We start from the raw sequence: 23842 nt of genomic DNA on the forward strand, positions 1-23842 counted from the left end.
GGGAGCCGGCAAAGTAGAATGGACCGGTGATGCAATCCCCCCTCCCCGTGCGCGACGGCGTCAACGCCACCCGCCTGCGCCTCCCGGACGAGGGGCCGTGGACCACCGCGATGGACTACATGATGCACCGCTGGGGCCACATCGATCCGCAGGGCATCGAAGACAGGTTCGACGCCGGCGAGATCGTGGGCGAAGGCGGCATCCCCCTGGACCGGGCCACGAGGCTCGATGACCACACCTTCATCTGGTACTACCGCTCATTGCCGCCCGAGACCCGTATCCCGGTGGAAATCAGCATCCTGCACCAGGACGACCACCTCCTCGTGGTGGACAAGCCGCACTTCCTGCCCACTACCCCCGGCGGCACCTACATCCAGGAATCGGCCCTGGTCCGGCTCCGGAACCAGCTCAGCCTGCCGGACCTGATCCCCATGCACCGCCTGGACCGGATGACCGCCGGTGTGCTGCTGCTGTCCACCAACCCGGAAACCCGCGGAAATTACCAGGTGCTCTTCGAGAAGCGGCAGGTGCAGAAGGAATACGAGTGCGTCTCCGCTGCGGAGCCCGCCGCCGGACACCCCGCCGTCGACTTCCCCGTGGTGGTCCGGAACCGGATGACCAAGTCGCGCAGCTACCTGCTGGCCGAAGTGATCGAGGGCGAGCCGAACGCGGAGACCCGGATCGAACGGCTGGAAACGTTCGACGGCGGCACTTCAGCAGGTGCCGCCGGCACCCGCGCGCCTGGCACCCCCGCCGCTGGCACCGCAGCCGAAACCCACCCAGCCCGCCTGGCGCGGTACCGGCTGGAGCCGCACTCCGGAAAAACGCACCAGCTCCGGGTCCACATGGCCTCGCTGGGCCTGGGCATCGTGAATGACGCGTTTTACCCCGACCTCCTGGACAAGGCCCCGGACGACTACTCCAAACCGCTCCAGCTCCTGGCCCGCGGCATCCGTTTTGTGGACCCCATCAGCAAGAAGCCCGTGGAATACCGCAGCGGGCTCCACCTCAGCGAGGCTGCTCAAACTTTGCGCTGATCGAACACCGTCTTGAAGGCCTGCTCCATCTCGGGGCTGAACAGCACAAACTCCGCCAACTCGAGCGCGCTGGCCGGATGTGAGGCACCAAACCCTGTGACGGCGTCGTACGCGGCCTCCGCCACCTGGCTCCCGTGCCAGCCGTAGACTCCCCCGCCCACCGCCGGGAACGCGATGGAAGCCGCGCCCAGCGAGTCCGCCAGCCGCAGGCTTTCGTTGAAGCAGGAGACCAGCAGCGCCGGGTTGGTCTGCCCCACGTGCCGGTTGGGCCCAACGGTATGGATGACCCAGCGTGCCGGCAGCCGGAATCCAGGAGTGGCGACGGCGGCTCCGGGCGCCAGCCCGTGCGGCAGGTCCGTTTCGCGCAGTTCGCGGCAGGCGGCCAGCAGTTCCGGCCCGGCGGCCCTGTGGATGGCCCCGTCAACGCCCCCGCCGCCCAGAAGCGAGGAGTTGGCCGCGTTCACGATCGCGTCAACCGTGCGGGTGGTGATGTCGCCTTGGAGGATGGTGATCCGCATGCCGCCAGTTTCCCACTTACGGGGTGCGGCTCATAGGCCCCGCATCACCGCAGCCGAGGCACGCAACCAGGCCTCGCGGGTGGCCGGCATCAGCGCCTGGTAGTTGAGCGGCCCGCCGGAGACGAGGGACTTATCATAGGGAACGTCGAGGACTTCCCTTGTCAGCGTCTCGAAGTGGGTCCGGGTCCGGTCATGAAGCTGCAGATCGGTGTGCAGTGACGGCGCGGCCAGCAGGGTTACGGCGTTGCTGACTTTGTCCTGGTAGCCGCGTTCACGCAGCCCGTCCACGAGCCAGACCGCACTGGCCACCGTGTCTTCGCGGACCGTGGAAACGATGACCAGCTCGTCCGCCGCCGTCACAGCGGCTTCCCAGTTCGAGGACCGCATATTGTTGCCGGTGTCCACCATGATGATCCGGTAGAAGCGGCGCAGCGCCGTGTGCAGCCGGTCGAATTCGCGGCTGCCGATGGTGGCGGCACCGGCCGCGTCCTCGTCCGAGGCCAGCACGTCAAACTGCGCCGACCCCTGGTAGCGCACATAGCGGTCCAGGTCCCCGATCCGGCCAAGGACAGGGTCTTCGAAACGGTCCACTTCCTGCATCAGGTCTACGGCAGTGCCGGCGTGCCCGGCCAGCGGCGCCCGCCACCCCATGGTTCCGCGTGTTTCATTGTTGTCCCAGGCGAGTGTGTACCCGCCGCGCTGGATGCCCAGCGTCGCGGCCAGGAGCAGCGTCGCCGTGGTCTTGTGCGCGCCGCCCTTGGGGTTAACCACGACGACGGTCCGGGGACCGTCCAGACGCCGCTGAACCTCTTCGACGGCGTCCAGGTGGGCGAGTTCCCGCCTGCCGGGACCGAGGCTCAGGGCATTGCGGCTGAGCCGCCGGACAGCGCCCTGCCAGCCCAATTCGGCGAGCGGGGCGGGCTGGGTGGGCCTGTCGGCGAGGAAGTCCTGGAGGGTGGGAACGTCGTCGGGAATGGCTCCAGCCGGGAGGGCCGCGCGGGCTTGAAAATGCGACGGAGCACGCAATGGCGCGGCTGGGACCTCGTCGGGCATGGCCGCGGGAGGGATTGCGATAGCCATGGCGGGCCTTCCTTTCTGTAGTGGCTTCCCCATCTGTAACGGCTGCCCCATCTGTAGTGGCCGCCCCGCCTGTGGCCTCGCTGCCCGGAGGTGCCGTGGCACCACGGCCTCCGGCACCGCCGTCATTCGCCACAGGCGCCTGCCGAGGCGGCCAAGCAGGTCGAGGAGGACCGACAGCAACCGGTACAGCAGAATGGCCAGGCCGATCACCGGCAGGGACAGCATCAGGATGGACAGGATGGAGAGCGCAGCGGCCGCCGGGTCGCCGGCGGCGATGGCCTCGCTGGCGAGCCCCGCGTGCTGCCGGATGGCGTTAGCGGTCTGCTCGATGATCATGGGGAGGTTCAGCAACATCCAGCCAAGCGCCAGGCACAGGAGCGGCACCACCGTGACCACCCAGATGGTGACGATGCGGCGCGCGAACGTCCGGAGCTCGGCAACCCGCGGATCCACCGCGCGCCCGGGAATGAGGCTGAGCAGAACCGGGCGGATGCGGTTGAACAAGTCGGGGACACCGGCGATGTCGGCCAGGACGAAGTAGCCGTCGAAGCGCAGCGTCGGCACCAGCTGCTGGATCATCTCGAAATGCATCAATGCCGCCGCCAGCAGGAAAAAGCCCTGCCCTGTCAGCAGGTAGGCGCCGCCCAGGCCGATCAGGCACAGGCAGTTGAAGTACAGCCCGCCAAGGTCCGTACGGATCCTGCCCGTCCGGCCCAATCGGTAGGAGTCGGTGACGTTTGTGAAAAATGCCGGGAAGACAAGATAAACGCCGACGCCGATCACTCCCGGCCTGGCGCCGCCGTACCGGCACGCAGTGGCATGCCCCAGTTCGTGGATCACGGCTCCCGCCGTCAGCATCGCGAAGATGCCAAGGAGCAGCGCCGGCGTGAGAAGGACCTGCTCCAGGGAAGCCAGGAAGTCGCCCCTGGCCAGCACCAGGATGTCGACGGCGGCCAGCCCGACCAGGACGGCGGCCACCACCGGACTCCAATACAGCGGGGCCAGGATCAGGGCCAACGTGTTGACGGCCTTTTCCGGCAGCAGCGTTCCCCGCAGCCGCAGGGCCAGTAACGGGTTCGCCCTTGGCGGGGTCACTGCATCAGCGGCGTCCGTATCGGCGTCGTGAACGAGGCCCATCGGCGCCAGCCTGGTGTCGATGAGGTGAAGGAGTCCGCCCACACTGAGTTCGCGGCCGTAGGCGTCGCTGACATCGCGCGCCAGCTCATCAGCGGATTTCTCCGGCGAGACGGTGGCCATGACCAGCTGGAGAAGCTCCGACAGCTGGACAATCTGCCCGTCTCCGCGCTGCAGCAGGTAGCTGCTGTCCTTGAGACCAGACCCCTCAACCGGTCCCAGGAAAACAAGCCCCGGTGACGGCGACCAATGCCGGACAAAGTCAGCTTCGGGTGCTGTGGTCACGGTCCCCACCTAGGTTGAGCCACTAAGAACGGCGGGCATGCTCCGACGCTGAAGCATGCCCTCCGGGTTTCCTGTTGATCCTGCGGACCTACTGCTGCAGGACAATCACTTCCTGCCAGGCGGCCGAGTTCGCGATTGAACCGATCGAGGCCGCATTGATGGCGATCGAAAGGTTCACGGCGATCACGGGAGCAACGTTGATGTTGAAGAACAGCGTTTCCCTCATTGGAAGCAGTTCTGCAACCTCGGCGTCGAGATCCACCGGTAATAGCGCGGTTGATGCCGTCATAGCACCTCACCTCTCTCCCCCGGGCAATCCCAGGGTCCAGATATCGGATGATAGACGGACTTAACCCTGGACTACGGCGATGTTCTGAAGCGCAGTGCTGTGTGCTACCGCAAAGAACGAGGCAGCGTTCAGAGCCACAGACGAGTTGCTTGCGTAAACACCTGCCCAATTCGTGTCCAGAAACAGGGTCTCCCGCGAAGGCAACAGCTCCACCTTCTGGCTTTCCAGTTCGTGAACGGTAAGTTCCTTCATCATGTCAATCACCCCCTTTCGACGTCCCGCGTTCAGTCAACGCGTCGCCCCGTTGCGGCTTCGTTACTGGGCTGTTATTTTTCCGTTGTCACATAAAACTAATGTGGTGACAGTTTTGACTTGGGCGCCGAATAATCTTTGCCTAGGATGGTCATACTGGACAGTAATGTTCCTGGACGACGGAAATTGCAGACAAGGAAAGCAGGCGCCGATTCATGGCGGACATTGAAGGCACCATGGTCATCCGCGCGTGGGCGGAGCCTGCCCAGAACCACCGCGTACGGGCGCGCCTGATCTCCAGTCATCCTGGCCAGGACCAGGAAATTGTGGAGACAGCCGGCGATGCAGAAGAAATTATTCTGGCTGTGCAACGTTGGCTCGATGTGCTGAAAGCCTCAGAAAGCACTGCCAGCGCATAACCCGAAGTTCCCTTATCGGCTGGGCTGATTCCAGCAAACCCTTCCTGAATGACAACCGGCGCCATGTGGATTGACGGGCATGTGGACCAATTCCCGGTATATAACCCCAAAAACCCCCTCTTTCTAAATTGCCTTGACATGATGCGCCCCAGTGCCACGATGGTTATCTGGGGTATCGCGTGTTGTCCGGTCATTTGAAGGGGATAGGCATGACGGTGGCTCTCGCACAGGATTGGCATTTAAGCCTGCTGGGGGCCTGGCGGCTGCGCCGCGGCAGCAATACCGTGACGGTGGCCAGCCGGGAACAGCGGCTCATCGCGTGTGTAGGACTCCTGGGCTGCAGGCACCGGAGTTTCCTGGCCGGCCTGCTGTGGCCCAAAAGCAGCGAAACGCAGGCTGCCGGGAACCTGCGCACCACCGTCTGGTGCATCTCCCACGCCTTCCCGCACCTTCTCCTGACCGGCGCGGACACGCTGGAGCTTCACGAGGGGGTCAGGGTCGATGTCGCGGCATTGCAGCACCACGTCGCCACGCTGCAGTCGCAGCCTGAAGCCCGGATTCCTGACAGCTATCTGGACGACTTGAGCCGCGCTGACCTGCTTCCCGGCTGGTACGACGACTGGGTGGTCTTCGAACAGGAGCGGCTGCGGCAGTTGCGCCTCAGCGCGCTGGAACTCATGGCCCGGCAGCATCTGGCGGCCGGCGAACCCGGCGGAGCTGTCATTGCGGCGTTGTCCGCGGCAAGCATCGAACCGCTGAGGGAATCGGCCCATCTGCTGCTGGTCCAGGCCCATCTGGCCGCCGGGAACCGGGCCGCCGCGGTCCGCGCCTACACGATGTTTGCCAGCCGGCTGGAGGGCGAACTCGGCGTCCTGCCCTCAACCCAGTTGAGCGAGCTTGTGTCTGCGTTCCATCCGCACTGATCGAGCATCCGCACTGAGCGAGGAATCATCATGGATACCCTCATCGAAATCCCCGGAGACCGCACGGCGGCCAAGTTCGCCTACGCGGCCGCCGGCCTGGGCGTAGTAGGCGTGGCAACCCTGGGAGCCATGTACGCCATTGAGGTGCCAAAGAACGGACCCTACGTCTTCGGCACCATCAACGATGCCACCGGCGGCGTCTTCCAGTTGGTGATCATCCCGGTGATCGTCCAGGTTCACCGGCGCCTGCGCCGCACACCCGGCTCCGAGGCCGCCAAATGGCTGGTGATCGCGGCCAGCGGCGCAGGATCAGCAAGCTCGTTCCTCCTGGTCGCGAAGAAGCTCGATTTCACGGTGTCCACTGGCATCTCGGTGGGGGCAATGGTGGTCCAGGCCGGCTGGTTCCTGCTGGCCCACCGGGCACTGCTCAAGAGGGGCAGCTATCCCCGGGATCTCGCGAGGCTGGGACAGTTCATTGGCGGCGCCTTGGTGGTGGCGTTGCCCCTGGCGGCGCTGACTGCGGTGGAACAGGCGCCGGCCTGGATCCGCTGGGGCATCGGCGGGGCGGGAATAGCCTTTGGCGCCACAGCGTGGGTTGCCTGGCCGTACTGGTATTTCCTCGCGGCCCGGCACCTCAGCCACGTCCCCAGGGAAGTTCCCGGCGGAGCCCCAGGTCCACGCCGTCGAAACATCGGCACCGGGTACTGAAGCACTTGCTGAACCCAACGCCCGGCAAGTCCGTGCCGCCGGCCGGCTCAGGCCGTGCTGCTGCGCAAAAGTGCGGTACTTTGTGGCCATGGACTTTGGCAACGCCGACAGCTGGGGGGCGGCGATCTACTTCTGGATCATCCCCGTGGTCCTCGGCGATGCCATCTTCCCGCCCATCCCTTCAGAGATGGTGGTGATTACGGGCGGCGCCCTCTCGGCCGACGGCCGGGCCAACGTCTTCCTTGTGGGGGCACTGTCCGCAGTGGCGTCCTGGGTCGGCGACATGGTGGTGTTCCAGCTCTTCAAACGCCGGCTGAGCCATGTCCTGGACCGCTGGCGCTGGGGCCGCAAGGTCCATACGGGCATCCATGCGGCCATCGCCAAGGCCGGCCGCTCCTCCACCTACGGAACCATCATCGGCGCCCGCTTCATCCCCGGCGGGCGGCTGGCGACGTCGGCGGCTTCGGGCATCGCCGACGTTTCGGCACGGGGTTTCAGCCTGTGCGCCGGCCTCGGCGCAGTCCTCTGGGCCAGCTGGCTGGTGGGCCTGGGCTACTTCACGGGATCGGCAACCAACCTGCCGTTCTGGGCGAGTTCGCTGATCGGCGTGGTGCTGGGCCTGGTGATCGGGGCCGCCGTCGGCGTCATTGTCACCCGCCGGCGCGGCACGCGCTCACCCGTGGACGAGCCCGCCCCCGGCGAGTGAGCTAGGACGACTGAGCTAAACGGGCGCCCAGCGGCCGCGGTTGCGGCGGAGCACCGTCAGTGAGCCGGTGAGCGCAACGCGTTCGACGGCGTCGCGCATCATCGCTGCCGATTCGCGCGCCTGCTGGTTCTCACCGCTGTATTCGGTCGCCTCCACGAGGAAGCGGAGGTTCAGTTGGGGGACGCCCGCGGCAAGTTCGATCTGGTTTGATTCCACATGGTGACGGGTCTCCAACGCCTCGACCGCGGCGGCCATCACGGCTTCCGGCGGGTTGCCAGGCTTCAGTCCGGTGATTTTCAGGCGGGTCTGGAACGAAGGCATGCTTTCAACCCTACCGGCGAGCAAGTGCCCACCGCACGAGCCGGACCGCGGCTCTACCCGGTGTTGCGCAGGCCGGCCGCTACGCCGTTGACCGTTATCAGCATGGCCCGCTGGAGCCGTTCGTCGATCTCGGCGCCGCTGATGCTCCCGCCTTCGGCGTTCTGGGCAGCCCGCACGCGGCGAAGCAACTCCACCTGCAGGTAGCTAATGGGGTCCAGGTACTGGTCCCGGATCTCCAGCGACCGCTTGAGCGTCGGCTGGGCGTCCAGGAGCACGTTCTCGCCCGTCAGGTTCTGGATCTCGGTGACCGTGAGTTCGTACTCTTCACGGATGGCCCGGAAAATGTGGTGCAAATCCTCGGGAACCAGGGTGGCCACGTAGTACCCGGCGATGTCCATGTCCGTCTTGGCCAGCGTCATCTCCACGTTGGAGACAACCGACCGGAAGAAGTGCCAGTTCTCCATCATCTCCACCAGCTGCGCGGAGTTTCCGGCCTCGCGGGCAGCCTTCAGGCCCGAGCCCACACCGAACCAGCCCGGGACGATCTGCCGGGACTGGGTCCAGCCGAACACCCAGGGGATGGCACGCAGGCCGCCAAGCCCCGCCCCGGAATCCGGGCGTTTGGACGGGCGGGAGCCGATGTTCAGCGAGCCCAGCTGCTCCACCGGAGTGGAGGCCAGGAAGTACGCGGGCAGGTCAGGATGGTCGATCAGGTTCCGGTACCGGTCGAAGGCGCCGTCGGAGATGATTTCCATAACGTGCCCGTACCGTTCGCGCTGGTCGTCCGACGTGCGCGGATCCCGGTGCAGGGCCGAGCCCTGGAGCACCGCAGCGAGGGACAGTTCCAGGTTTTCCCGGGCCAGCTCCGGCAGCGAGTACTTGTCCGAGATGACCTCGCCCTGTTCAGTGAACTTGATCTCGCCTTCCAGCACGCCGTTGGGCTGGGCCATGATGGCGTCGTAGGTGGGTCCGCCGCCGCGGCCCACGGAACCGCCGCGGCCGTGGAACAACCGGACACGGACGCCATGCTTGGCCGCAACGTCGCGCAGGTTGCGCTGTGTTTTGTGGATCTCCCACTGGCTGGTCATGACACCGGATTCCTTGTTGGAGTCCGAGTAGCCCAGCATGATTTCCTGGACGTCGCCGCGCAACCGGACCAGGTCGCGGTAGGACGGAACGGACAGCAGCTGGTCCACGATCTCCGCCGAGGCACGCAGTTCCTCCACGGTCTCCAGCAGCGGCGCGAACCCGATCTTGGCGTAGGGGGCTTCGCCGAACAGGTTGATCAGGCCTGCCTCGCGGGCCAGGACGGCCGCGGCCAGGACGTCGTCCGCTCCCCGGGTCATCGAAATGATGTAGGTCTCGATGACGTCCGGACCGTACGTGCGCAGGGCGCGGCGGATCTCACGGAAGACGTCGTACGTGCCGTCAGCGACGCCGTCGAGCTTAATCGGGTGGCCGGACAACGGCCGGCGTGAGGCGAGCTCCAAGCCCAGCACCTCGAAGCGTTCCTCACGGCTCAGTTCCGCGTAGCGGATGCCGGGGCCGCCCAGCCGGTCCATCAGCTGGCCAACGGCGTCATGATGGTGGTCGGCGTGCTCGCGGATGTCCAGCGTGGCCAGGTGCAGGCCGAAGGATGCTACGGCGCGGCGGACGCGGGCCAGCGCGCCATCGGCAGCGAGCGACGCCGAGTGGTTGCGGAGGGACAGCTCCAGCAGTTCGATGTCGTTGAGGAGTTCCTCGGTGGAGCGGTAGTCACGGCCGTGCTCATGGGTGGAGTCCGCGGCAACCCGCTTGCCCGTGTTGATGAGCTTGGCCTTGATGCACGTGAGCTTCAGGCGGTACGGCTCCTGGGCGTTGAGCTCCAGGACACGCCGGTCCAGGCCCGGCAGCTTCTTCAGGTCCGCGTCGATGGAGTCCAGCAGGGTCTGGTCCGCGCCGGACAAGGCGGTGGAGTTGGACAGGATGGAGATCAGCTCATCCATCATCGCGATGCTGATGCGGACGGCGTGCTGGTTCTGGATCTGCAGGATTTCCCGGGTGACCGCAGCCGTGACGTTGGGATTGCCGTCCCGGTCGCCGCCGATCCAGGAACCAAACCGGATGGGTGCGTCCTGGGAGGAGAGGCTGACGCCGTGTTCACCGAGCAGTTCCGAGAAATCCGAGAGCATCTCAGGCATGGCGTCCGTCAGGATGCCGCCGAGGTAGTAGATCGCGTTGCGGGCCTCGTCCACCGGGGTGGGGCGGACCTGGCGCAGTTCGTCGGTCTGCCACATCTGGTCGATGACCTCCGAAAGCTGGCGGTCCTGGCGGCGGCGCGCGGTGGTGCCTTCTTTCGTGGGCTCGGCCAGGACATCAGAGAGCTTGCGGATCTTGTCAAGCACGGAACGGCGCGAGGCTTCGGTGGGGTGGGCGGTGAAGATGGGGCGGACGTCCAGCCCGTTGACCACTTCCTGGAGCACGCCCGGACCAGCCTGAGCGACGATTTCGGTGACGGCCTTGGCCAGCCACCCGTCCTTCTCCTGCCGGGTCCGCAGGCCGCGGACCCGATGGACCTGCTCGGCCGCGTTGGCAAGGTGGAAGTAGAACGCGAACGCACGCACCAAGTCGGTGGCCTGCTCGATCGGCAGGGAGCCGAGCAGTTCGCGGACCTGCTCGACGACGTCGTGCGCGCTCCATGGGCCGGTGGCATCGGCACCGCCGCGGGCGGCTTCCTTGGACTCCTTGGTAAGGAGGCGGACCTGCTCCACCAGAGCAAGGAGTTCGGGGCCGTGCTGCCGGACCAGGGACTCACCCAGCAGCGTGGAGACGCGCCGGACGTCGGCCCTCAGTTCAGAGGCAAGGTCGGTTGAGGAATTCATTGCAGTGTTAGCCATGGAAACTGTCTTTCGAGGGTTCGGACTTGGCTCGTACACTGCGCTGGATACTGTGAGCCACGTTACTAGCTATCGATGCTACCTGCACGGGATGGCGAAGGCGGAATCCGTCTCAGATATTGCGCCGGTCCCCGCCCCTGCCGCGCCGGACGTCAGCGGACGATCTTGAAATTGAAATCCGCAGTCCCCAACGCCGACCACAGGCGCAGCCACAGCGGGAGCATCATCTCCGCTCCCCGGGCGGTGGTGATGTCTCCGAGGTCAATAATATCGCGGTGGCCCAGCTCCCGGAGAAGCGCCGTCACGGTGTTCTTGGCACCGGCGTCATCGCCGGAGACAAACACCGAGTGGTCCCCGCCGCCCAGCCGTCCGGGGTCAACCATCAGCCCTGCGTTCATGGTGTTCAGGGTTTTGACCACCCGCGCCTCCGGAAACGCGTGCTGGATCCGTTCGGCGTTACTGTCGGTGTTGACCGGGTTCAGCACCGGCGGCATGCCCTGGGAGAAGTCGAGCGGGTTGGAAACGTCCACCACCACCTTCCCCGACAGGTTGGCCGAACGCGCGGCACTGAGGGCACTCAGTGCGCCCGCTCCGTTCGTTGCATTGACTATCAGTTCCGCCGCGGCTGCGGCCTCCGCGAACGTTTCCACGGCTATGTGCTGGTTCGCTGCGTGCCATTCGCTGAAGGGCGGCGTGCCCATGGCGTCCGGGGCGCTGCGGGCGAGAGTCTCTCCCGGGTCGCGGGTGCCCACCACCACGTCGTGTCCCAGCGCGGACAGCGCGCCCGCGAGGGTCCGGCCTGCGAAACCCGTGCCCAGGACCGCGATTTTCATGGTTCCTCCAAGGTCAGCCGTGGGAGTCCGGAACGATGCTCCGCCGCTTTCGACGTTACTCTCCGCCGCCGGCAAGACAAGGGCTGCGGCAGCAACACGGCGCGAGGTCCGTGGTGGAATGGAACCATGGACACCACCGCAACCGCGCAGGTGGAACGCTGGCAGCGTTTCCGCACGAACCGGAGCAAGGCCCTCGCCACCCGCCACGGCTGGCTGACGCTCACCTCCTTCCAGTGGCTGGAATCCCGGCCCGCCGGCGTCGAACTCGCCCCCGGCCTCTGGTCAACGGACGGCACGACGGCGACACTCACCGCTGCGGCGCAGGACGGCCTGACGCTCGTGGAAACCGGCGAGCCCGTGGACGGGACCATTACTGCCTCCCTCGCCAACGAGGAATCCCTGATGTGGGTGCAGTTCGGCGGCGCGGACGGGCAGCAGGTAGTGGTGGAACTCGCCATGCGCGCGGACCGGTACGCCATCCGGACCCGCGATTCCGGCTCGCCGGTGCTGACGGAGTTCGACGGCGTTCCCACGTTCGACTACAACGCGGACCTCGTGATTGAGGCGGCCTACGAGGCGTACCCCGAACCGGTGGCCATCCCGATCGGAACGGCCAATCCGCTGGTGGACGGCGTGCATTATTCAGTGGGCGAAGTCGTTTTCCGGCTGCCGGGGATCGACCATGAGTACCGGCTGCACGCCGAGGAGGAAAAACTGGGCGCGCTGACCATCACGTTCCATGACGAAACCAACGGCGAATCAACAGATGAGTGGCGGAAGGTCTCCACCCCCAGGCCGCGGGTTGATGCGGCCGGGAAGGCTTCGGTGGTCCTGGACTTCAACCGGGCCATCAACTATCCCAGCGCCTTCACCCCGTACGGCACCTGCCCCATGCCCGTGAAAGGCAACAGCCTCGACGCGAAAATCGAAGCCGGCGAAAAGCAACCTCTCCTCGCTGATTGAGCGCGAAAGGACACTTAAGCCCAGCGGACCGGGGCCTCAAATGTCCTTTCGCGCTAAGTCGTGGGGGTCAGACGATCGCTGAGACGCCGGTGACCGCCCGGCCCACAATGAGCGTGTTGATTTCGAACGAGCCCTCGTAGGTGTAGATGGCCTCGGCGTCGGCGAAGATTTTGGCCATCCGGTAGTCGGTCACGATGCCGTTGCCGCCCAGGAGGGACCGGCCCAGCGCCACTGTCTCGCGCATCCGGGCGCTGGTGTAGGACTTGGCGAGGGCCACCTGCGGCATGTCCGCCACGCCGTCGTCCTGCAGCTGGGCAATACGCGCCATCATGGCCATGCTGGCTACGGCGTTGCCCAGCATGGTGACGAGCTGCTGCTGGATGAGCTGGAATTTCGCCAGCGGCCGGCCGAACTGGTGGCGTTCGACGGCGTACTGCCGGGCGACGTCGAACGCCGCCAGCTGCTGCCCCACCGCCTGCCACCCCACCATGATCCGCGAGCCGCGCAGGAGCTGGTTGGTGTCCTCGAAACTGCTGATGCCGGCGAATCGGTCGGCCTCGGCGACCTGGACATCCTTAAGCACAATGTCCGCGTTCTGCACGGTCCGGAGCGCAATCTTGTTCTCGATCCTGCTCCGGCTCACGCCCGGCAAGGAAGCATCAACGATGAACCCTCGGACCGCGCCCTGCCCGTTGGCAGCCACGGCCTCGTCCTTGGCCCACACGAGCATGTAGTCGCAGAACGTCCCGTTCCCGATCCAGCGCTTGGCGCCGTTGAGCACCCACGCGTCGCCGTCGTCGTCGGGCTCTCCCGTTGCGCTGGAGATGCGCCGGGCACTCGTTTCCATCCCGCCGGCAACGTCGGAACCGTGGCCGGGTTCGGTGAGCGCGAATGCGCCCGTGATGCGCAGGCTTGAGGCGTCCGCAAGCAGCCGCTCTTTCTGGCCGGCCGAACCGAAACCGTAGAGCGACTCCACAAAAAGGTCGTGGTGGACCAGGAAAAATGTTGCGATCGAAGTATCCACACGCGTCATCTCTGCGATGACCAGTCCGGCGAAAAGGTTGCTGTAGCCGCGCTGCGCCGGCGTGCTCAGCTCCAGCGCGGCGAGCTTGGGCAGGATGTGCGCCGGGAACTCCGCCTTGTTCCACCAGTCCGACGCGTAGGGGGCGATCTCCGTGGCCAGAAACTCCCGCAGCTCGGCCAGTTTGGCCCGCTCCTTCGAGCTGAGGAGGGACTCGAACGCGAAAAAATCGGCGGTGGGCAACTCGTCGATCGCCGGTTCAGAGCTGGGCGGTCCGGACGTGCCCGGCAGGCTCATTTCGGCCCCATTCGGATGGCGCCGTCGAGCCGGATGGTTTCGCCGTTGATCATCGCATTCTCCACAATATGGGCCACCAGATTGGCGTATTCGGCGGGCCTGCCCAGGCGGGACGGGTGCGGGACCTGCTGGCCCAGGGAAGCCTGGGCTTCGTCGGACAGCGTTGCCATCATGGGTGTTTCGAAGATGCCCGGGGCGATGGTCACCACCCGCACCAGGGAGCGGGCCAGCTCCCGGGCCAGCGGCAGTGTCATGGCGGCGACGGCACCCTTGGAAGCGGCGTAGGCCGGCTGGCCGATTTGCCCGTCGAAGGCAGCCACGGATGCGGTGTTGATCATGACGCCTCGCTCGGCCCCGCCCAGGTCAGTACTGACCGGTTCCGTTGAAACCATGGATGCGGCCGCAAGGCGCAGCACGTTGAAAGTCCCGACGAGGTTGACCTGGACGACGCGGTTGAACGTGTCCAGCGGGAGGACGCCATCCCGGCCCAGCATCTTGCCCGGGGTGGCGACGCCGGCGCAGTTCACAACAATCCGGAGCGGCCCCAGGGCTACAGCAGTGTCGACGGCAGCCTGCACCTCAGCCTCGTTGGTGACGTCCGCGGGGGCAAAGACAGCTCGTGCCCCCGAACCGCCGGCGGCGTTCAGCGCTGAGGCGTTGAGCTCGGCGGCGTAGGCCGGCCCGGCAGAGGACGGCAGGTCGATCAGCACCACCGAGGCGCCGGCGTCGAACAGGCGCTTCGCTGTGGCAGCCCCCAGCCCGGAGGCCCCACCGGTAATCAGCGCGACAGTACCCAAGACGTCCATACATCCTCCTTGATGCGGCCCCAACACCATGAGACCGGCGCGGAACATTAGTTAGTGAATGTTAACTGAAATTCCTACGGACCGCACCCACTAGGCTAAATACATGACCATGCCGGATGCCGAACCCGTCGACTGGCAGGCCAGGGCCAACGCAGCGGCCCGCTCCGTCACCGAACTCTTCGGCCAGCGCCTGCTGTTCCTGCCCGGAACCCACCTCGCCGCCGTGCAATGGCCGTCGAAACACCTCAAGAATCTGTTCCGCCCGTGGCACTACTGGTGGCAGGCGCACTATGTGGACTGTCTGGTGGATGCAGGGCGCCGCGAACTGGGCAACGGAGCCACCCCTGCGGCCAGGTTCAACGGCCCACGCCACCCAAGCGCCGGCAAGCTCGCGTCCAGGCTGGTCACGGGCATCCGGCTGCGCAACGCCAACACCCTCGTCAACAACTACTACGACGACATGGCCTGGCTGGCACTGGCAACGCACCGCCTGCAGCGCCTTGCTGAGGAGACGCGTAAACCCGGACGCCGCCGCAACGCCAGGGTCCACAAGACCCTGACTCTGCAGTTCGATTCCGCCTCCACCGACGACCTGGGCGGCGGGACCTTCTGGAGCAAAAAGCGCGATTTCAAGAACACCCCGGCCACGGCCCCTGTGGCGCTCTACTATGCCCGGACAGGCCAGCAGGCCAAGGCGCAGCGGCTGGTGGACTGGCTCAATGCCGTGCTGTTTGACGAGGCCCGGGGGCTCTACATTGACGGGGCACGGCTCAACGCGGCCGGCGAAGTGGTGGTGGAGAACGCCATCTACACCTACAACCAAGGCCCCGTACTGGGAGCCTTGCTGGAGCTCGGCGGCGACGCCAACCTCGCCAGGGCCGCGGCACTGGTGGACGCGGTCGCCAACCAGCTCACCGTACCGGGGCAGCGCATCCTCCGCTGCGATGGAACGGGCGACGGCGGACTCTTCACCGGGATTCTCTGCCGGTACCTGGCACTCGCGGCCGTCGATGCCCGGCTCCCGGAGTCCGCCCGGAACGCCGCGAAGGAGCTCGTGACAGCTACCGCCGAAGCCTTCTGGGCGGGCCGCCGGCCGACCGGCCGCGGGGCGACATCAGCGGCCGCAGGGTACGTCTTGTTCTCCATCCACGCGGCGCAACCGGCGGACACCACCTACCCGCCAGGTGCCGCCGTCGAACTTTCCACCCAGCTGCAGGCCTGGATGGTGCTGGAAGCCGCCGCGGCCATCCAGCAAAAACCGCAGACCAATTAGGGCACGCAACAGTTACGTAATGCATGTGATCCTAATCACTTCTGGGCCGTGCCGCTTGGTGTCTTAGGTATGGCTAACCTACAGTTTCACGAGTGAGCCAACCCTAACTCCAGGCTCGCCAGGACCGACGGTCCGCCAGACTTTTTCCCCAGAAAGTAGCACTCAATGAAGATCCGCAACAGCGCTCTGGCCGGCATCGCACTCGCCGCCACCGCAGCCCTCGGACTGACCGCCTGCGGCGGCAGCACCACCCCGGCAGCCACCGTCTCCCCGTCCGCGGACGCTAAGGTTTCCGGCGAGATCACGGTCTACAACGCCCAGCACGAATCCATGACCAAAGCCTGGGTTGAAGAGTTCAGCAAGGAGACCGGCGTCAAGGTGACCCTGCGCCAGGGGAAGGACACCGAGATGTCCAACCAGATCATCCAGGAGGGCGACAAGTCCCCGGCTGACGTCTTCATCACCGAAAACTCCCCCGCTATGACCCAGGTGGAAAACGCTGGCCTGTTCGCTGATCTCACTGACGAGGTCAAGAACAACGTCCCGGCCGAGTACCGCCCGTCCACCAACAAGTGGACCGGCGTCGCAGCCCGCTCCACCGTGTTTGTGTACAACAAGGAAAAGCTCACCGAAGACAAACTGCCCAAGTCCCTCTCTGACCTGGCCGGTCCCGAGTGGAAGAGCCGCTGGGGCGCATCGCCGTCCGGCGCCGACTTCCAGGCGATCGTTTCCGCCTACCTTGAACTCAAGGGCGAGGCCGAAACCGAGAAGTGGCTCACGGCCATGAAGGAAAACGCTAAGGGCTACCAGGGCAACGGTGCGGTCCTGAAGGCCGTCAACGCCGGTGAAATCGAAGGTGGCGTAATTTACCACTACTACTACTTCGGTGACCAGGCCAAGACCGGCGAGAACTCCAACAACGTGGCCAGCCACTACTTCAAGAACCAGGATCCGGGCGCGTTTGTCTCCGTATCCGGCGGTGGCGTGCTGAAGTCCTCCAAGAACAAGGCCGCTGCCGACGCGTTCCTCGCCTTCATCACGGGCAAGAAGGGCCAGGAGCAGCTGCAGACGGGCAAGGACTTCGAGTACACCGTCGGCGCCGGCGTAGCATCCAACGACAAGTTGGTTCCGCTGGCCGAACTGCAGGCACCGACAGTTGACTCCTCCAAGCTGAACTCCAAGAAGGTCACGGAGCTGATGACCAAGGCCGGTCTGCTCTAACCTTTGGTTTCAAACCCAGAATTAACCGCCAAGGTGGCTACAACGATGGCGGGCAAGGGCAATAGCCCTCGCCCGCCATTGGTGGTTGCGCTCCTGGCCACGCTGCTGGCTCTGTTCGCCCTCATCCCACTGGGCTATGTCATCTACATGACGGCGGTCACTGGCTGGGATGCCAGCATTGAGCTGATCTTCCGCCCCCGGGTGGGCGAGTTGCTGGTCAACACCCTCCTGCTGATGCTCATCGTCGTGCCCGCAACCCTGGTGGTGGGCGTGGGCGGCGCGTGGCTGGTGGAACGCACCAAGCTGCGGGGCCACAAGTGGTGGGCCGTGCTCCTGGCGGCGCCGCTGGCCATTCCCGCGTTTGTGAACAGCTACGCCTGGGTGTCCGCCATTCCCTCCCTGGAAGGCGTCTGGTCCGGCGCGCTGATCGCCACGCTGTCCTACTTCCCGCTGGTCTACATTCCGACCGCGGCCACGCTTAGCCGGCTGGATCCGGCGATCGAGCAGTCGGCTGCGTCCCTGGGTCTGGGCCCGTGGCACGTCTTCTTCCGCGTGGTGCTGCCCCAGTTGCGCATCGCCGTCACCGGCGGCGGCCTGCTGGTGGGCCTGCACCTGTTGGCCGAGTACGGCGCCTTCGCGATGATCCGGTTTGAGACGTTTACGACGGCGATCATGCAGCAGTACGCTTCCACGTTCAACGGCACGGCCGGAAACATGCTGGCGAGCGTCCTCGTGCTCTTCTGCCTGATCCTCCTGGTACTGGAGGTCCGGAGCCGCGGCACGGCCCGCTATGCACGGATCGGCTCCGGCGCCCAGTCCAAGCCCCTGCGGCTACCCCTGCACCGCTACCAGATTCCTGCCCAGCTGGGACTGCTGGCGCTCACTGGTCTGGCGTTCGGCTTGCCCCTGTGGTTTGTGATCCGCTGGATCGTGGCCGGCGGCGCCGAGATCTGGGACGTGGAGGAGTTTGTCCCCGCGCTGCTGCAGACGCTGGGACTGGGCCTTGCCGGCGCAGTGGCCGCGACCGTCGTCGCCTTCCCCATGGCTTACCTGGCCGTCCGGCATCCGGGGTGGTTCAGCAAGTCCCTGGAGCTCTCCAACTACATCACCAGTTCCATGCCCGGCATTGTGGTGGGTCTGGCTTTCGTCACCGTGGCCATCAACGTTGCCCCGGACATCTACCAGACCACCGGGCTGCTGGTGGCCGCGTACGTGCTGCTGTTCATTCCGCGCGCGTTGGTGAACATCCGCGCCGGGCTGGCACAGGCCCCCAAGGAGCTGGACGAAGCGGCCCGCGCCCTGGGCCGGTCTCCGTTCAATGCCTTCCTGAAGATCACGTTGCGCCTCACGGCTCCCGCCGCCGCCGGCGGCGCAGCGCTGGTGTTCCTCGCAGTCGTAACCGAACTGACCGCTACGCTGCTGCTCTCCCCCAACGGGACAAGAACCCTGGCCAGCGCGTTCTGGAGCAAGAGCAGCGAGATCGATTACGCCGGCGCCGCCCCGTATGCCCTGCTGATGATCCTGCTCTCGGCGCCCATGACCTACCTTCTCTTCCAGCAGTCCAAGAAAGTGGCCGGACAGTGACCGAACAATCCCCCTCCAGGCTTCCGGAACCGCGGATCGCGCCGTCCGTGGCGCCCTCCACCAACAGCCACCTGCAGATCACCGACATCACGAAGAATTTTGCGTCCCAGGCTGTCCTCAAAGGCGTCAACCTGTCCGTGGCCAAGGGCGGCACCACCGCCATCGTGGGGCCCTCCGGCTCAGGCAAGACCACTCTCCTGCGGCTGATCGCCGGCTTTGAACACCCCGCCACCGGCAGCATCTCGCTCAACGGCACCAAGGTGGCGGGCGACGGCGTGTGGCTGCCCGCGCACAAACGCCACGTGGGGTACGTGGCCCAGGACGGGGCGCTTTTCCCGCACCTGACGGTGGGCCAGAACATCGCGTTCGGCCTCGACACGGCCATGCTCACGGGCGGCCGCCGGGCGGTAGCGGGCCGGATCAGCGAGCTGCTGGACATGGTCTCCCTGGATGCCTCCATGGCCAAGCGGCGGCCGCACCAGCTCTCCGGTGGGCAGCAGCAGCGTGTGGCCCTGGCCCGCGCCCTGGCCCGCGAACCCGAACTGATGTTGCTGGACGAGCCCTTTTCGGCCCTCGACGCCGGCCTGCGCGTGGCAACCCGGCGGGCCGTGGCCAAGGTCCTCAACAAGGCCGGCGTCACCACCATCCTGGTCACCCACGACCAGGCCGAGGCGCTGTCCTTCGCGGACCAGGTGGCCGTGATGCGGGGCGGCAAGCTGGCCCAGATCGGCAACCCGTTTGTGGTTTACACCCGCCCCGCCGACCGCGCCACCGCGGAATTCCTGGGCGACGCCGTCATCCTGGACGCCTGGATGGAAGGCTCGCTGGCCACGTGCTCGCTGGGCGGAATTCCTGTTCGCCGCCCGCCAGCCCAGGGCCGGGTGCAGCTGATGCTGCGTCCTGAGCAGATCCGCATTGCCGAGGATGGACCCATCCGCGGCGTGGTGGTGGACACCGACTACTTCGGCCCGGAAACCACCGTGCGCCTCAAACTCTCTGTGCCACCCGAACTGGCCGACCGCACCGACCACCGCTACCCCGGCGGCGGCGAAGTCATCACCATCCGGCACTGGAACGCCTCCATTGCCCGGCCGGGAATGGAACTCTGCCTGCGCGTAGTGGGCGAAGCCGTCGCCTTCCCCCTGGACTCCGCCTGTGATTGAGCCTGTCGAAATCCGGTGTCACCGGTGATTGAGCCCGTCGAAATCCGCCGCTACTAATCTCCGGCGGGCTTCTTCTTCTGCGGATACGGGGCCTCGCCCCGGGCGAGCATCTCCACAAAGCCGGCGATTTTCCGTTCCCGCGTGGACGCCTGTTTCACGGAATTCGTCCGGTAAATCAGGGCATACCGGTTCACGGAGGTGAGGACGTCGAACATGGCCTGGGCCGCGGGGACGGCAGCGATGGCGGCGGCCAGATCCGGCGGAACTTCCGCCGTCGCCTGCCCCACATAGGCTGCTTCCCAGCGCCCGTCAGCTTTGGCGGCGTCGACCGCCGCGCGGCCGGCCGCAGTCATCCGGCCGGCAGCCTCGAGCTTCCCGATGCGGTCGACATTCCGCGCGGACCAGACGCTCTTCGGGCCGCGGCGGGTCATCCGCTGGAAGGAGCTGTCGTCGTCGCGCCTTTTGCCCTGACCGTCGATCCACCCAAAGCACAGCGCCTCCTGCAACGCCGCTTCGTAGTCCAGTTCAGTGGTGTTGCCGCCCTTCTTGTGCAGCACCAGCCACACGCCAGGGCTGGTGGCATGGTGCTGTTCCAGCCACAGCCGCCACTCCGCCGCGTCCGCTACCAGCAGTTCCTCGAGTTCAATGGCCATGGCCCTATTCTGCCCGCCTTCTGCAGGAAGTGGCATGATGGCGGTAGCCGACCTGTCCTGGTTTCGAGGAGGAACCCATGCTGCGTGTCAGACCCGTCCATTTCACCTCCCAGCCAGACAGTTGGGAACAGCTCCTGGCTGCCCTGGGCCTGGCCAAGACCGTTGATGACGGCCCGTGGCGGGAGTTCGACGCCGGTTCCGGCCGGCTGGCCCTGCATGTGGCCGACGCCGGCGCCACGGACGACGGCACCACTGCCTTGGGCGTGGAGGTGGGCGATCTGGCGGAATTCGCCCGGCGCACCGCCCTGGCCGCGGAGGAATCGGGGAACACCGTCGCCGAGCTCATCGCCGCCGACCACGGCGAGTCCTGCCGCATCACCGGCCGGGACGGCTTCAGCTTCCTGGCGGACAAAGGCGCACGGGAGGCGAACGCGGCTGACGCTGATCCGGCCCTGGCCGTCGTCGGGGTCTGGTTTACGGAGGATCCCGGCGCCGCCGCCGTGACCCTGCAGGACATCGGCGCCAGGTTCCGCCCCGTCCCGGACGCCGACGAAACCGCCGACTTTACCGCCAAGAACGGCGGGGTCCTGATGGTGCGGCCGGCATCCGGGCCGCCGCGGTCCGGCCTGGGATTTGAGTACGCCGGCGATCTGGGCGCCTTGCGGGACCGGCTCACCGCCGCCGGGCTGGACGTCAGCGAAACCGAGGAAGCCTTCGGCCGGACCCTGCACGTGGCCAACCCCGACGCCGCAGACAGCGCAGGCATCGCCGACACAGCCGCAGCCACAACGGCCCCGCATGTCCCGCCCACTCTCTGGATCTCGCAGCGCCTCGCCGCAGAGTGATCCGCTCCTGGGGTGAGCCCTGTTCGGCCATGGACTGAACCGGGGTTCGGCCGGCCGGCGGGTGAGATTCCGGCGCTTTGGGCGACGCTTTACGCTGATAGCTCACCCCTCAGCGGTCCGCGGCCGTCCGATGGGGTAGAACTTAACCATGAACGTTCGCACTCCTGACCCCAATCCCGGCTGGCTCTCCGAAGAAGACCTCTTTGAGGCCCGCGGGAGGCTCCCCATGATCTATGTGGAGGCCGTGCCGGTAAGGCTGGATCCGCTGGGTTTTGTGAACGAGGTTGGCACGCTGCTCCAGGCCGACGAGGACGGGAACATGATCCGGTCGCTGGTATCGGGCCGCGTGATCTACCGCGAGACCATCCGCGCCGCACTCCTGCGCCATATGGAAAAGGACCTGGGGCCGCTCGCGTTTCCGCAGCTCCCCATCAGCCCGGTCCCCTTCACGGTGGCCGAATACTTCCCGGCCCCGTCCCAGACCGGCTTCACCGACGACCGCCAACACGCCGTCTCCTTGGCGTATGTCATCCCCGTGACCGGCGAATGCGAACCCCGCCAGGACGCCCTGGAACTGACCTGGATGACCCCGGCGGAAGTGCTCAGCGCCGACGTCCAGCTCGAATTCAGCGGCGGCCGCGGCGCCCTGGTCCGCCAGGCGCTGGCCTTCGCGGGCGTGGGTCACTGACGCCCGCGGGTTCCCCGGCGTCCCCGACTTCCGGCGCCCCGCTTTGTAGACTGTAGGGCGGACCGCAAGAGAACTTAAGGACTCCCATGACCGAAAACCCAGCCGCCAGGCACTACAGCGAACAGCAGGCTGGATCTCTGACCACCGGCGATCAGCTCCTCCTCCCCGACGGTGAACGCACCGCCGAAATCCAGCACGTGGAGTTTGAACCGGATGATTTCGGGACCCCTGCGGTAGTCCTGGCAAACCTCACCGGCGGCGGCACCCTCCGCATCGCAGCCGGCTCCACCGTAAAGATCCTGGACACAACAGCCCGGGTCATCACGGTTCCGGACACCACAGTTCAGGACATCCCCGTTCAGGACACAACGCCCGACGCCGTCACGCAGCTTACGGTCGCGGCGCAACTCCCTGCCGAACAACCCCAGCACACCGGCGAAGCGGAGATAGCCCCGGCGGCTCCCGCCGTCGTCGTACCTCCCCTGCCGGCCATCCCGCCCGCGATGAGCGGCCCGTCCGCGGAAGAACTGGCACGGATTCCGGCGCCGCAGGGCACGCCCGAAGCGGTGGTGGAGGCTGCCGCGGAAGCCCACCCGGACGCCGTTGGGGTGCTGCTGCTGGCGGACAAGCTGGCCAAGGGCATCAACTTCAAGTCCGGCAGCTGCCTCAAGGACCTCAGCGACCTGGCCCACGAACTGTTCATCACGCTCAAGGATCCGGACGGGGCGCTCACCGTGGCGGACCTGCTCAACGTCCTCCCGTTCGACGGCAACCCGGGCCGCTGGGCGTCCGTGGAGGCGTCGCTGGCGGTGTCCAGCTTCATCTGCCGCCAGGACCGGCAGGAGGAGCGCGCCGAAGTCTATGAAAAGCTGCTGCGTTTGCCGGAAAACCAGGAAACGGACCCCTTTAAGGCGCGGATGAACGCCAAAGTGCGCCAGCGTTCGCTGAACGAACCCAACCTGTACGACAAAGAGATCTTCCGCTCGATCGACAACTCCAACCACGAGGCCGAGCGGGAGTGGCGGCTGCTTCGCCTCGAATCCCTGCTGTTCCTGCGCGCACACGGCGGGTCCGAGACGATCGGCGTCGGCGAACTCCAGCGCCGGATCAGCAACGAACTCGAGGCCGTCCGGGCCTAAGCCGTCGGGGTGGGGGAATTGCCCCCTACCCGGGGCTGCGCCCGCGTTGTAGATTCGGGCTATGACGAACAATCTGAGCGTGGTGATAAATGCTGATGCGCCGCAGGTCTGGACCATGCTGCGTGAACCGGCCAAAGTTGCACAGTGGCACGGCTGGGAGGCCGATGAACTGGCAGGTGAGATTGACGGGATCTACTTCAGCAGCAGCGTGGTTGAAGCCCCGGACCACACCAGCCTAACCACCAATGGCGGCGACGTTTTCGACCTGAAACCGGTGTCCGCCGGGACGCTGGTCAGTGTCACGCGGGCAGCCCTGGACCACAACTCTGAGTGGGCGGCCTGGGATGAGGACATCACGCAAGGCTGGCTGACGTTCCTGCAGCAACTCCGCTTCGCGCTGGAACACCACCCGCACGGCAAGCGGCATACGATGTTCTTCGAATTTCCCGGCGAGCCGGCTTCCGCCATCGAAAAGCTGGGCTTGTCGGACGTGCCTGTGCCGGGCGAGACATACGGGCTGAAGCTGTCCACAGGGGAGGAGATCACCGGGAAGGTCTGGTTCCGCAGCAACCACCAGGTGGGGCTTACCGTCCACAGCTATGCAGAGCACGGCGACGGCCTGCTGATCGTGGCGGACCAGCCCGTCATTGAAGGTGTGAGGCCCCACGGCGGCGCCATGGTGATCGCCTCGACGTTCGATCTGGGTGCCCACAAAATGGAGTCCATCCATTCGCTCTGGGACAGCTGGCGGGCTGAGAACTACCCCACATCGGAAGCGGCCCACTGAAGGATCAGCGGCGTTTGCTGG

At 66.1% G+C, this 23842-nt stretch carries 24 protein-coding genes; 14 read left to right on the forward strand and 10 right to left on the reverse strand.

The features are described from left to right. The first annotated feature begins 29 nt into the window (after positions 1–29). A complete protein-coding gene (locus tag AU252_RS07025; RefSeq protein ID WP_058930102.1) occupies positions 30–1037 on the forward strand; it encodes an RluA family pseudouridine synthase in 1008 nt (335 codons plus the stop codon). Here AU252_RS07025 and AU252_RS07030 read toward each other — a convergent pair. From AU252_RS07030 to AU252_RS07040, 4 genes are all read right to left on the reverse strand, one after another. After that, positions 1022–1555, reverse strand: coding sequence for an O-acetyl-ADP-ribose deacetylase (locus AU252_RS07030; RefSeq protein WP_058930103.1), 534 nt, complete (start codon positions 1553–1555; stop codon positions 1022–1024). The genes AU252_RS07025 and AU252_RS07030 overlap by 16 nt on opposite strands. Before the next feature lie 30 nt (positions 1556–1585). Beyond that, positions 1586–4054: a MinD/ParA family ATP-binding protein gene (locus tag AU252_RS07035; protein ID WP_157768950.1), complete on the reverse strand. Its 2469-nt coding sequence runs from the start codon at positions 4052–4054 to the stop codon at positions 1586–1588. Between the two features lie 88 nt (positions 4055–4142). Continuing rightward, positions 4143–4343: a hypothetical protein gene (locus AU252_RS23810; protein WP_157768951.1), complete on the reverse strand. Its 201-nt coding sequence runs from the start codon at positions 4341–4343 to the stop codon at positions 4143–4145. 60 nt (positions 4344–4403) lie between these two features. Next, positions 4404–4598: a hypothetical protein gene (locus AU252_RS07040; protein ID WP_205630648.1), complete on the reverse strand. Its 195-nt coding sequence runs from the start codon at positions 4596–4598 to the stop codon at positions 4404–4406. A 212-nt stretch (positions 4599–4810) separates the two neighbouring features. Here AU252_RS07040 and AU252_RS07045 point away from each other — a divergent pair, with 212 nt between their 5' ends. The 4 genes from AU252_RS07045 to AU252_RS07060 all read left to right on the forward strand — a co-directional run bounded on the left by AU252_RS07045 (position 4811) and on the right by AU252_RS07060 (position 7351). After that, the gene (locus AU252_RS07045; protein ID WP_058930106.1) at positions 4811–5014 is read left to right on the forward strand and encodes a hypothetical protein; all 204 of its coding nucleotides are present in this window, start codon (positions 4811–4813) and stop codon (positions 5012–5014) included. A 209-nt stretch (positions 5015–5223) separates the two neighbouring features. After that, complete coding sequence (locus AU252_RS07050) at positions 5224–5937, forward strand: AfsR/SARP family transcriptional regulator (protein ID WP_058930107.1); 714 nt, start codon at positions 5224–5226, stop codon at positions 5935–5937. 30 nt (positions 5938–5967) lie between these two features. Next, positions 5968–6645 carry a hypothetical protein gene (locus tag AU252_RS07055; RefSeq protein ID WP_058930108.1) on the forward strand — a complete coding sequence of 226 codons (678 nt, stop codon included), beginning with the start codon at positions 5968–5970 and terminating at the stop codon, positions 6643–6645. 88 nt (positions 6646–6733) lie between these two features. Further along, positions 6734–7351: a DedA family protein gene (locus tag AU252_RS07060; protein WP_058932801.1), complete on the forward strand. Its 618-nt coding sequence runs from the start codon at positions 6734–6736 to the stop codon at positions 7349–7351. Positions 7352–7366: 15 nt separating this feature from the next. On the opposite strand, the gene AU252_RS07065 is transcribed toward AU252_RS07060, so the two are convergent. The 3 genes from AU252_RS07065 to AU252_RS07075 all read right to left on the reverse strand — a co-directional run bounded on the left by AU252_RS07065 (position 7367) and on the right by AU252_RS07075 (position 11381). Beyond that, positions 7367–7672 (reverse strand): hypothetical protein, encoded by a 306-nt coding sequence (locus AU252_RS07065; protein ID WP_058930109.1) that lies wholly within the window; start codon positions 7670–7672, stop codon positions 7367–7369. A 53-nt stretch (positions 7673–7725) separates the two neighbouring features. Then, positions 7726–10548 (reverse strand): phosphoenolpyruvate carboxylase, encoded by a 2823-nt coding sequence (ppc, locus tag AU252_RS07070; RefSeq protein ID WP_058930110.1) that lies wholly within the window; start codon positions 10546–10548, stop codon positions 7726–7728. A 152-nt stretch (positions 10549–10700) separates the two neighbouring features. Then, the gene (locus AU252_RS07075; protein WP_058930111.1) at positions 10701–11381 is read right to left on the reverse strand and encodes an NADPH-dependent F420 reductase; all 681 of its coding nucleotides are present in this window, start codon (positions 11379–11381) and stop codon (positions 10701–10703) included. A gap of 126 nt (positions 11382–11507) precedes the next feature. Between AU252_RS07075 and AU252_RS07080 the strand changes: the two genes are divergently transcribed. After that, on the forward strand, positions 11508–12344 hold the full coding sequence (locus AU252_RS07080; RefSeq protein WP_058930112.1) for a DUF1684 domain-containing protein: 837 nt from the start codon (positions 11508–11510) through the stop codon (positions 12342–12344). 67 nt (positions 12345–12411) lie between these two features. Here the strand turns inward: AU252_RS07080 and AU252_RS07085 are convergent, their stop codons facing one another. Continuing rightward, positions 12412–13662 (reverse strand): acyl-CoA dehydrogenase family protein, encoded by a 1251-nt coding sequence (locus AU252_RS07085; protein ID WP_058930113.1) that lies wholly within the window; start codon positions 13660–13662, stop codon positions 12412–12414. Beyond that, positions 13659–14468, reverse strand: coding sequence for an SDR family NAD(P)-dependent oxidoreductase (locus tag AU252_RS07090; RefSeq protein WP_058930114.1), 810 nt, complete (start codon positions 14466–14468; stop codon positions 13659–13661). Before AU252_RS07090 ends, AU252_RS07085 begins: the two co-directional genes overlap by 4 nt. 103 nt (positions 14469–14571) lie before the next feature. Between AU252_RS07090 and AU252_RS07095 the strand changes: the two genes are divergently transcribed. From AU252_RS07095 to AU252_RS07110, 4 genes are all read left to right on the forward strand, one after another. Further along, entirely contained in the window at positions 14572–15741 is a 1170-nt protein-coding gene (locus AU252_RS07095; protein ID WP_058930115.1) for a glycoside hydrolase family 76 protein, read from the forward strand. Positions 15742–15906: 165 nt separating this feature from the next. Next, positions 15907–16962: an iron ABC transporter substrate-binding protein gene (locus AU252_RS07100; RefSeq protein ID WP_058930116.1), complete on the forward strand. Its 1056-nt coding sequence runs from the start codon at positions 15907–15909 to the stop codon at positions 16960–16962. A gap of 45 nt (positions 16963–17007) precedes the next feature. Further along, positions 17008–18546, forward strand: coding sequence for an ABC transporter permease (locus AU252_RS07105; RefSeq protein WP_058930117.1), 1539 nt, complete (start codon positions 17008–17010; stop codon positions 18544–18546). Next, entirely contained in the window at positions 18543–19709 is a 1167-nt protein-coding gene (locus AU252_RS07110; RefSeq protein ID WP_205630649.1) for an ABC transporter ATP-binding protein, read from the forward strand. Before AU252_RS07105 ends, AU252_RS07110 begins: the two co-directional genes overlap by 4 nt. 53 nt (positions 19710–19762) lie before the next feature. Here AU252_RS07110 and AU252_RS07115 read toward each other — a convergent pair whose 3' ends face one another. Then, positions 19763–20362, reverse strand: a complete 600-nt coding sequence (locus tag AU252_RS07115) for a YdeI/OmpD-associated family protein (RefSeq protein WP_058930118.1) — start codon at positions 20360–20362, stop codon at positions 19763–19765. Positions 20363–20439: 77 nt separating this feature from the next. Here AU252_RS07115 and AU252_RS07120 point away from each other — a divergent pair, with 77 nt between their 5' ends. The 4 genes from AU252_RS07120 (at position 20440) to AU252_RS07135 (ending at position 23821) form a co-directional block, all read left to right on the forward strand. Then, positions 20440–21207 carry a hypothetical protein gene (locus AU252_RS07120; protein WP_058930119.1) on the forward strand — a complete coding sequence of 256 codons (768 nt, stop codon included), beginning with the start codon at positions 20440–20442 and terminating at the stop codon, positions 21205–21207. A 148-nt stretch (positions 21208–21355) separates the two neighbouring features. Further along, complete coding sequence (locus AU252_RS07125) at positions 21356–21895, forward strand: NUDIX hydrolase family protein (RefSeq protein WP_058930120.1); 540 nt, start codon at positions 21356–21358, stop codon at positions 21893–21895. An 86-nt stretch (positions 21896–21981) separates the two neighbouring features. Beyond that, positions 21982–23034 carry a DUF6707 family protein gene (locus AU252_RS07130; RefSeq protein ID WP_058930121.1) on the forward strand — a complete coding sequence of 351 codons (1053 nt, stop codon included), beginning with the start codon at positions 21982–21984 and terminating at the stop codon, positions 23032–23034. A 61-nt stretch (positions 23035–23095) separates the two neighbouring features. Then, positions 23096–23821 carry a hypothetical protein gene (locus tag AU252_RS07135; RefSeq protein ID WP_058930122.1) on the forward strand — a complete coding sequence of 242 codons (726 nt, stop codon included), beginning with the start codon at positions 23096–23098 and terminating at the stop codon, positions 23819–23821. The last annotated feature ends 21 nt before the right edge of the window (positions 23822–23842 follow it).

The organism is Pseudarthrobacter sulfonivorans (assembly GCF_001484605.1).
GTDB classification, from domain to species: Bacteria; Actinomycetota; Actinomycetes; order Actinomycetales; family Micrococcaceae; genus Arthrobacter; species Arthrobacter sulfonivorans_A.

Coding starts and splice junctions, on each gene's coding strand:
- AU252_RS07025 (WP_058930102.1), top strand. CDS start 30: ATGCAATCCCCCCTCCCCGTGCGCGACGGCGTCAACGCCACCCGCCTG.
- AU252_RS07030 (WP_058930103.1), bottom strand. CDS start 1,555: ATGCGGATCACCATCCTCCAAGGCGACATCACCACCCGCACGGTTGAC.
- AU252_RS23810 (WP_157768951.1), bottom strand. CDS start 4,343: ATGACGGCATCAACCGCGCTATTACCGGTGGATCTCGACGCCGAGGTT.
- AU252_RS07040 (WP_205630648.1), bottom strand. CDS start 4,598: ATGATGAAGGAACTTACCGTTCACGAACTGGAAAGCCAGAAGGTGGAG.
- AU252_RS07045 (WP_058930106.1), top strand. CDS start 4,811: ATGGCGGACATTGAAGGCACCATGGTCATCCGCGCGTGGGCGGAGCCT.
- AU252_RS07050 (WP_058930107.1), top strand. CDS start 5,224: ATGACGGTGGCTCTCGCACAGGATTGGCATTTAAGCCTGCTGGGGGCC.
- AU252_RS07055 (WP_058930108.1), top strand. CDS start 5,968: ATGGATACCCTCATCGAAATCCCCGGAGACCGCACGGCGGCCAAGTTC.
- AU252_RS07060 (WP_058932801.1), top strand. CDS start 6,734: ATGGACTTTGGCAACGCCGACAGCTGGGGGGCGGCGATCTACTTCTGG.
- AU252_RS07065 (WP_058930109.1), bottom strand. CDS start 7,672: ATGCCTTCGTTCCAGACCCGCCTGAAAATCACCGGACTGAAGCCTGGC.
- ppc (WP_058930110.1), bottom strand. CDS start 10,548: ATGGCTAACACTGCAATGAATTCCTCAACCGACCTTGCCTCTGAACTG.
- AU252_RS07075 (WP_058930111.1), bottom strand. CDS start 11,381: ATGAAAATCGCGGTCCTGGGCACGGGTTTCGCAGGCCGGACCCTCGCG.
- AU252_RS07080 (WP_058930112.1), top strand. CDS start 11,508: ATGGACACCACCGCAACCGCGCAGGTGGAACGCTGGCAGCGTTTCCGC.
- AU252_RS07085 (WP_058930113.1), bottom strand. CDS start 13,662: ATGAGCCTGCCGGGCACGTCCGGACCGCCCAGCTCTGAACCGGCGATC.
- AU252_RS07090 (WP_058930114.1), bottom strand. CDS start 14,468: ATGGACGTCTTGGGTACTGTCGCGCTGATTACCGGTGGGGCCTCCGGG.
- AU252_RS07095 (WP_058930115.1), top strand. CDS start 14,572: ATGACCATGCCGGATGCCGAACCCGTCGACTGGCAGGCCAGGGCCAAC.
- AU252_RS07100 (WP_058930116.1), top strand. CDS start 15,907: ATGAAGATCCGCAACAGCGCTCTGGCCGGCATCGCACTCGCCGCCACC.
- AU252_RS07105 (WP_058930117.1), top strand. CDS start 17,008: ATGGCGGGCAAGGGCAATAGCCCTCGCCCGCCATTGGTGGTTGCGCTC.
- AU252_RS07115 (WP_058930118.1), bottom strand. CDS start 20,362: ATGGCCATTGAACTCGAGGAACTGCTGGTAGCGGACGCGGCGGAGTGG.
- AU252_RS07120 (WP_058930119.1), top strand. CDS start 20,440: ATGCTGCGTGTCAGACCCGTCCATTTCACCTCCCAGCCAGACAGTTGG.
- AU252_RS07125 (WP_058930120.1), top strand. CDS start 21,356: ATGAACGTTCGCACTCCTGACCCCAATCCCGGCTGGCTCTCCGAAGAA.
- AU252_RS07130 (WP_058930121.1), top strand. CDS start 21,982: ATGACCGAAAACCCAGCCGCCAGGCACTACAGCGAACAGCAGGCTGGA.
- AU252_RS07135 (WP_058930122.1), top strand. CDS start 23,096: ATGACGAACAATCTGAGCGTGGTGATAAATGCTGATGCGCCGCAGGTC.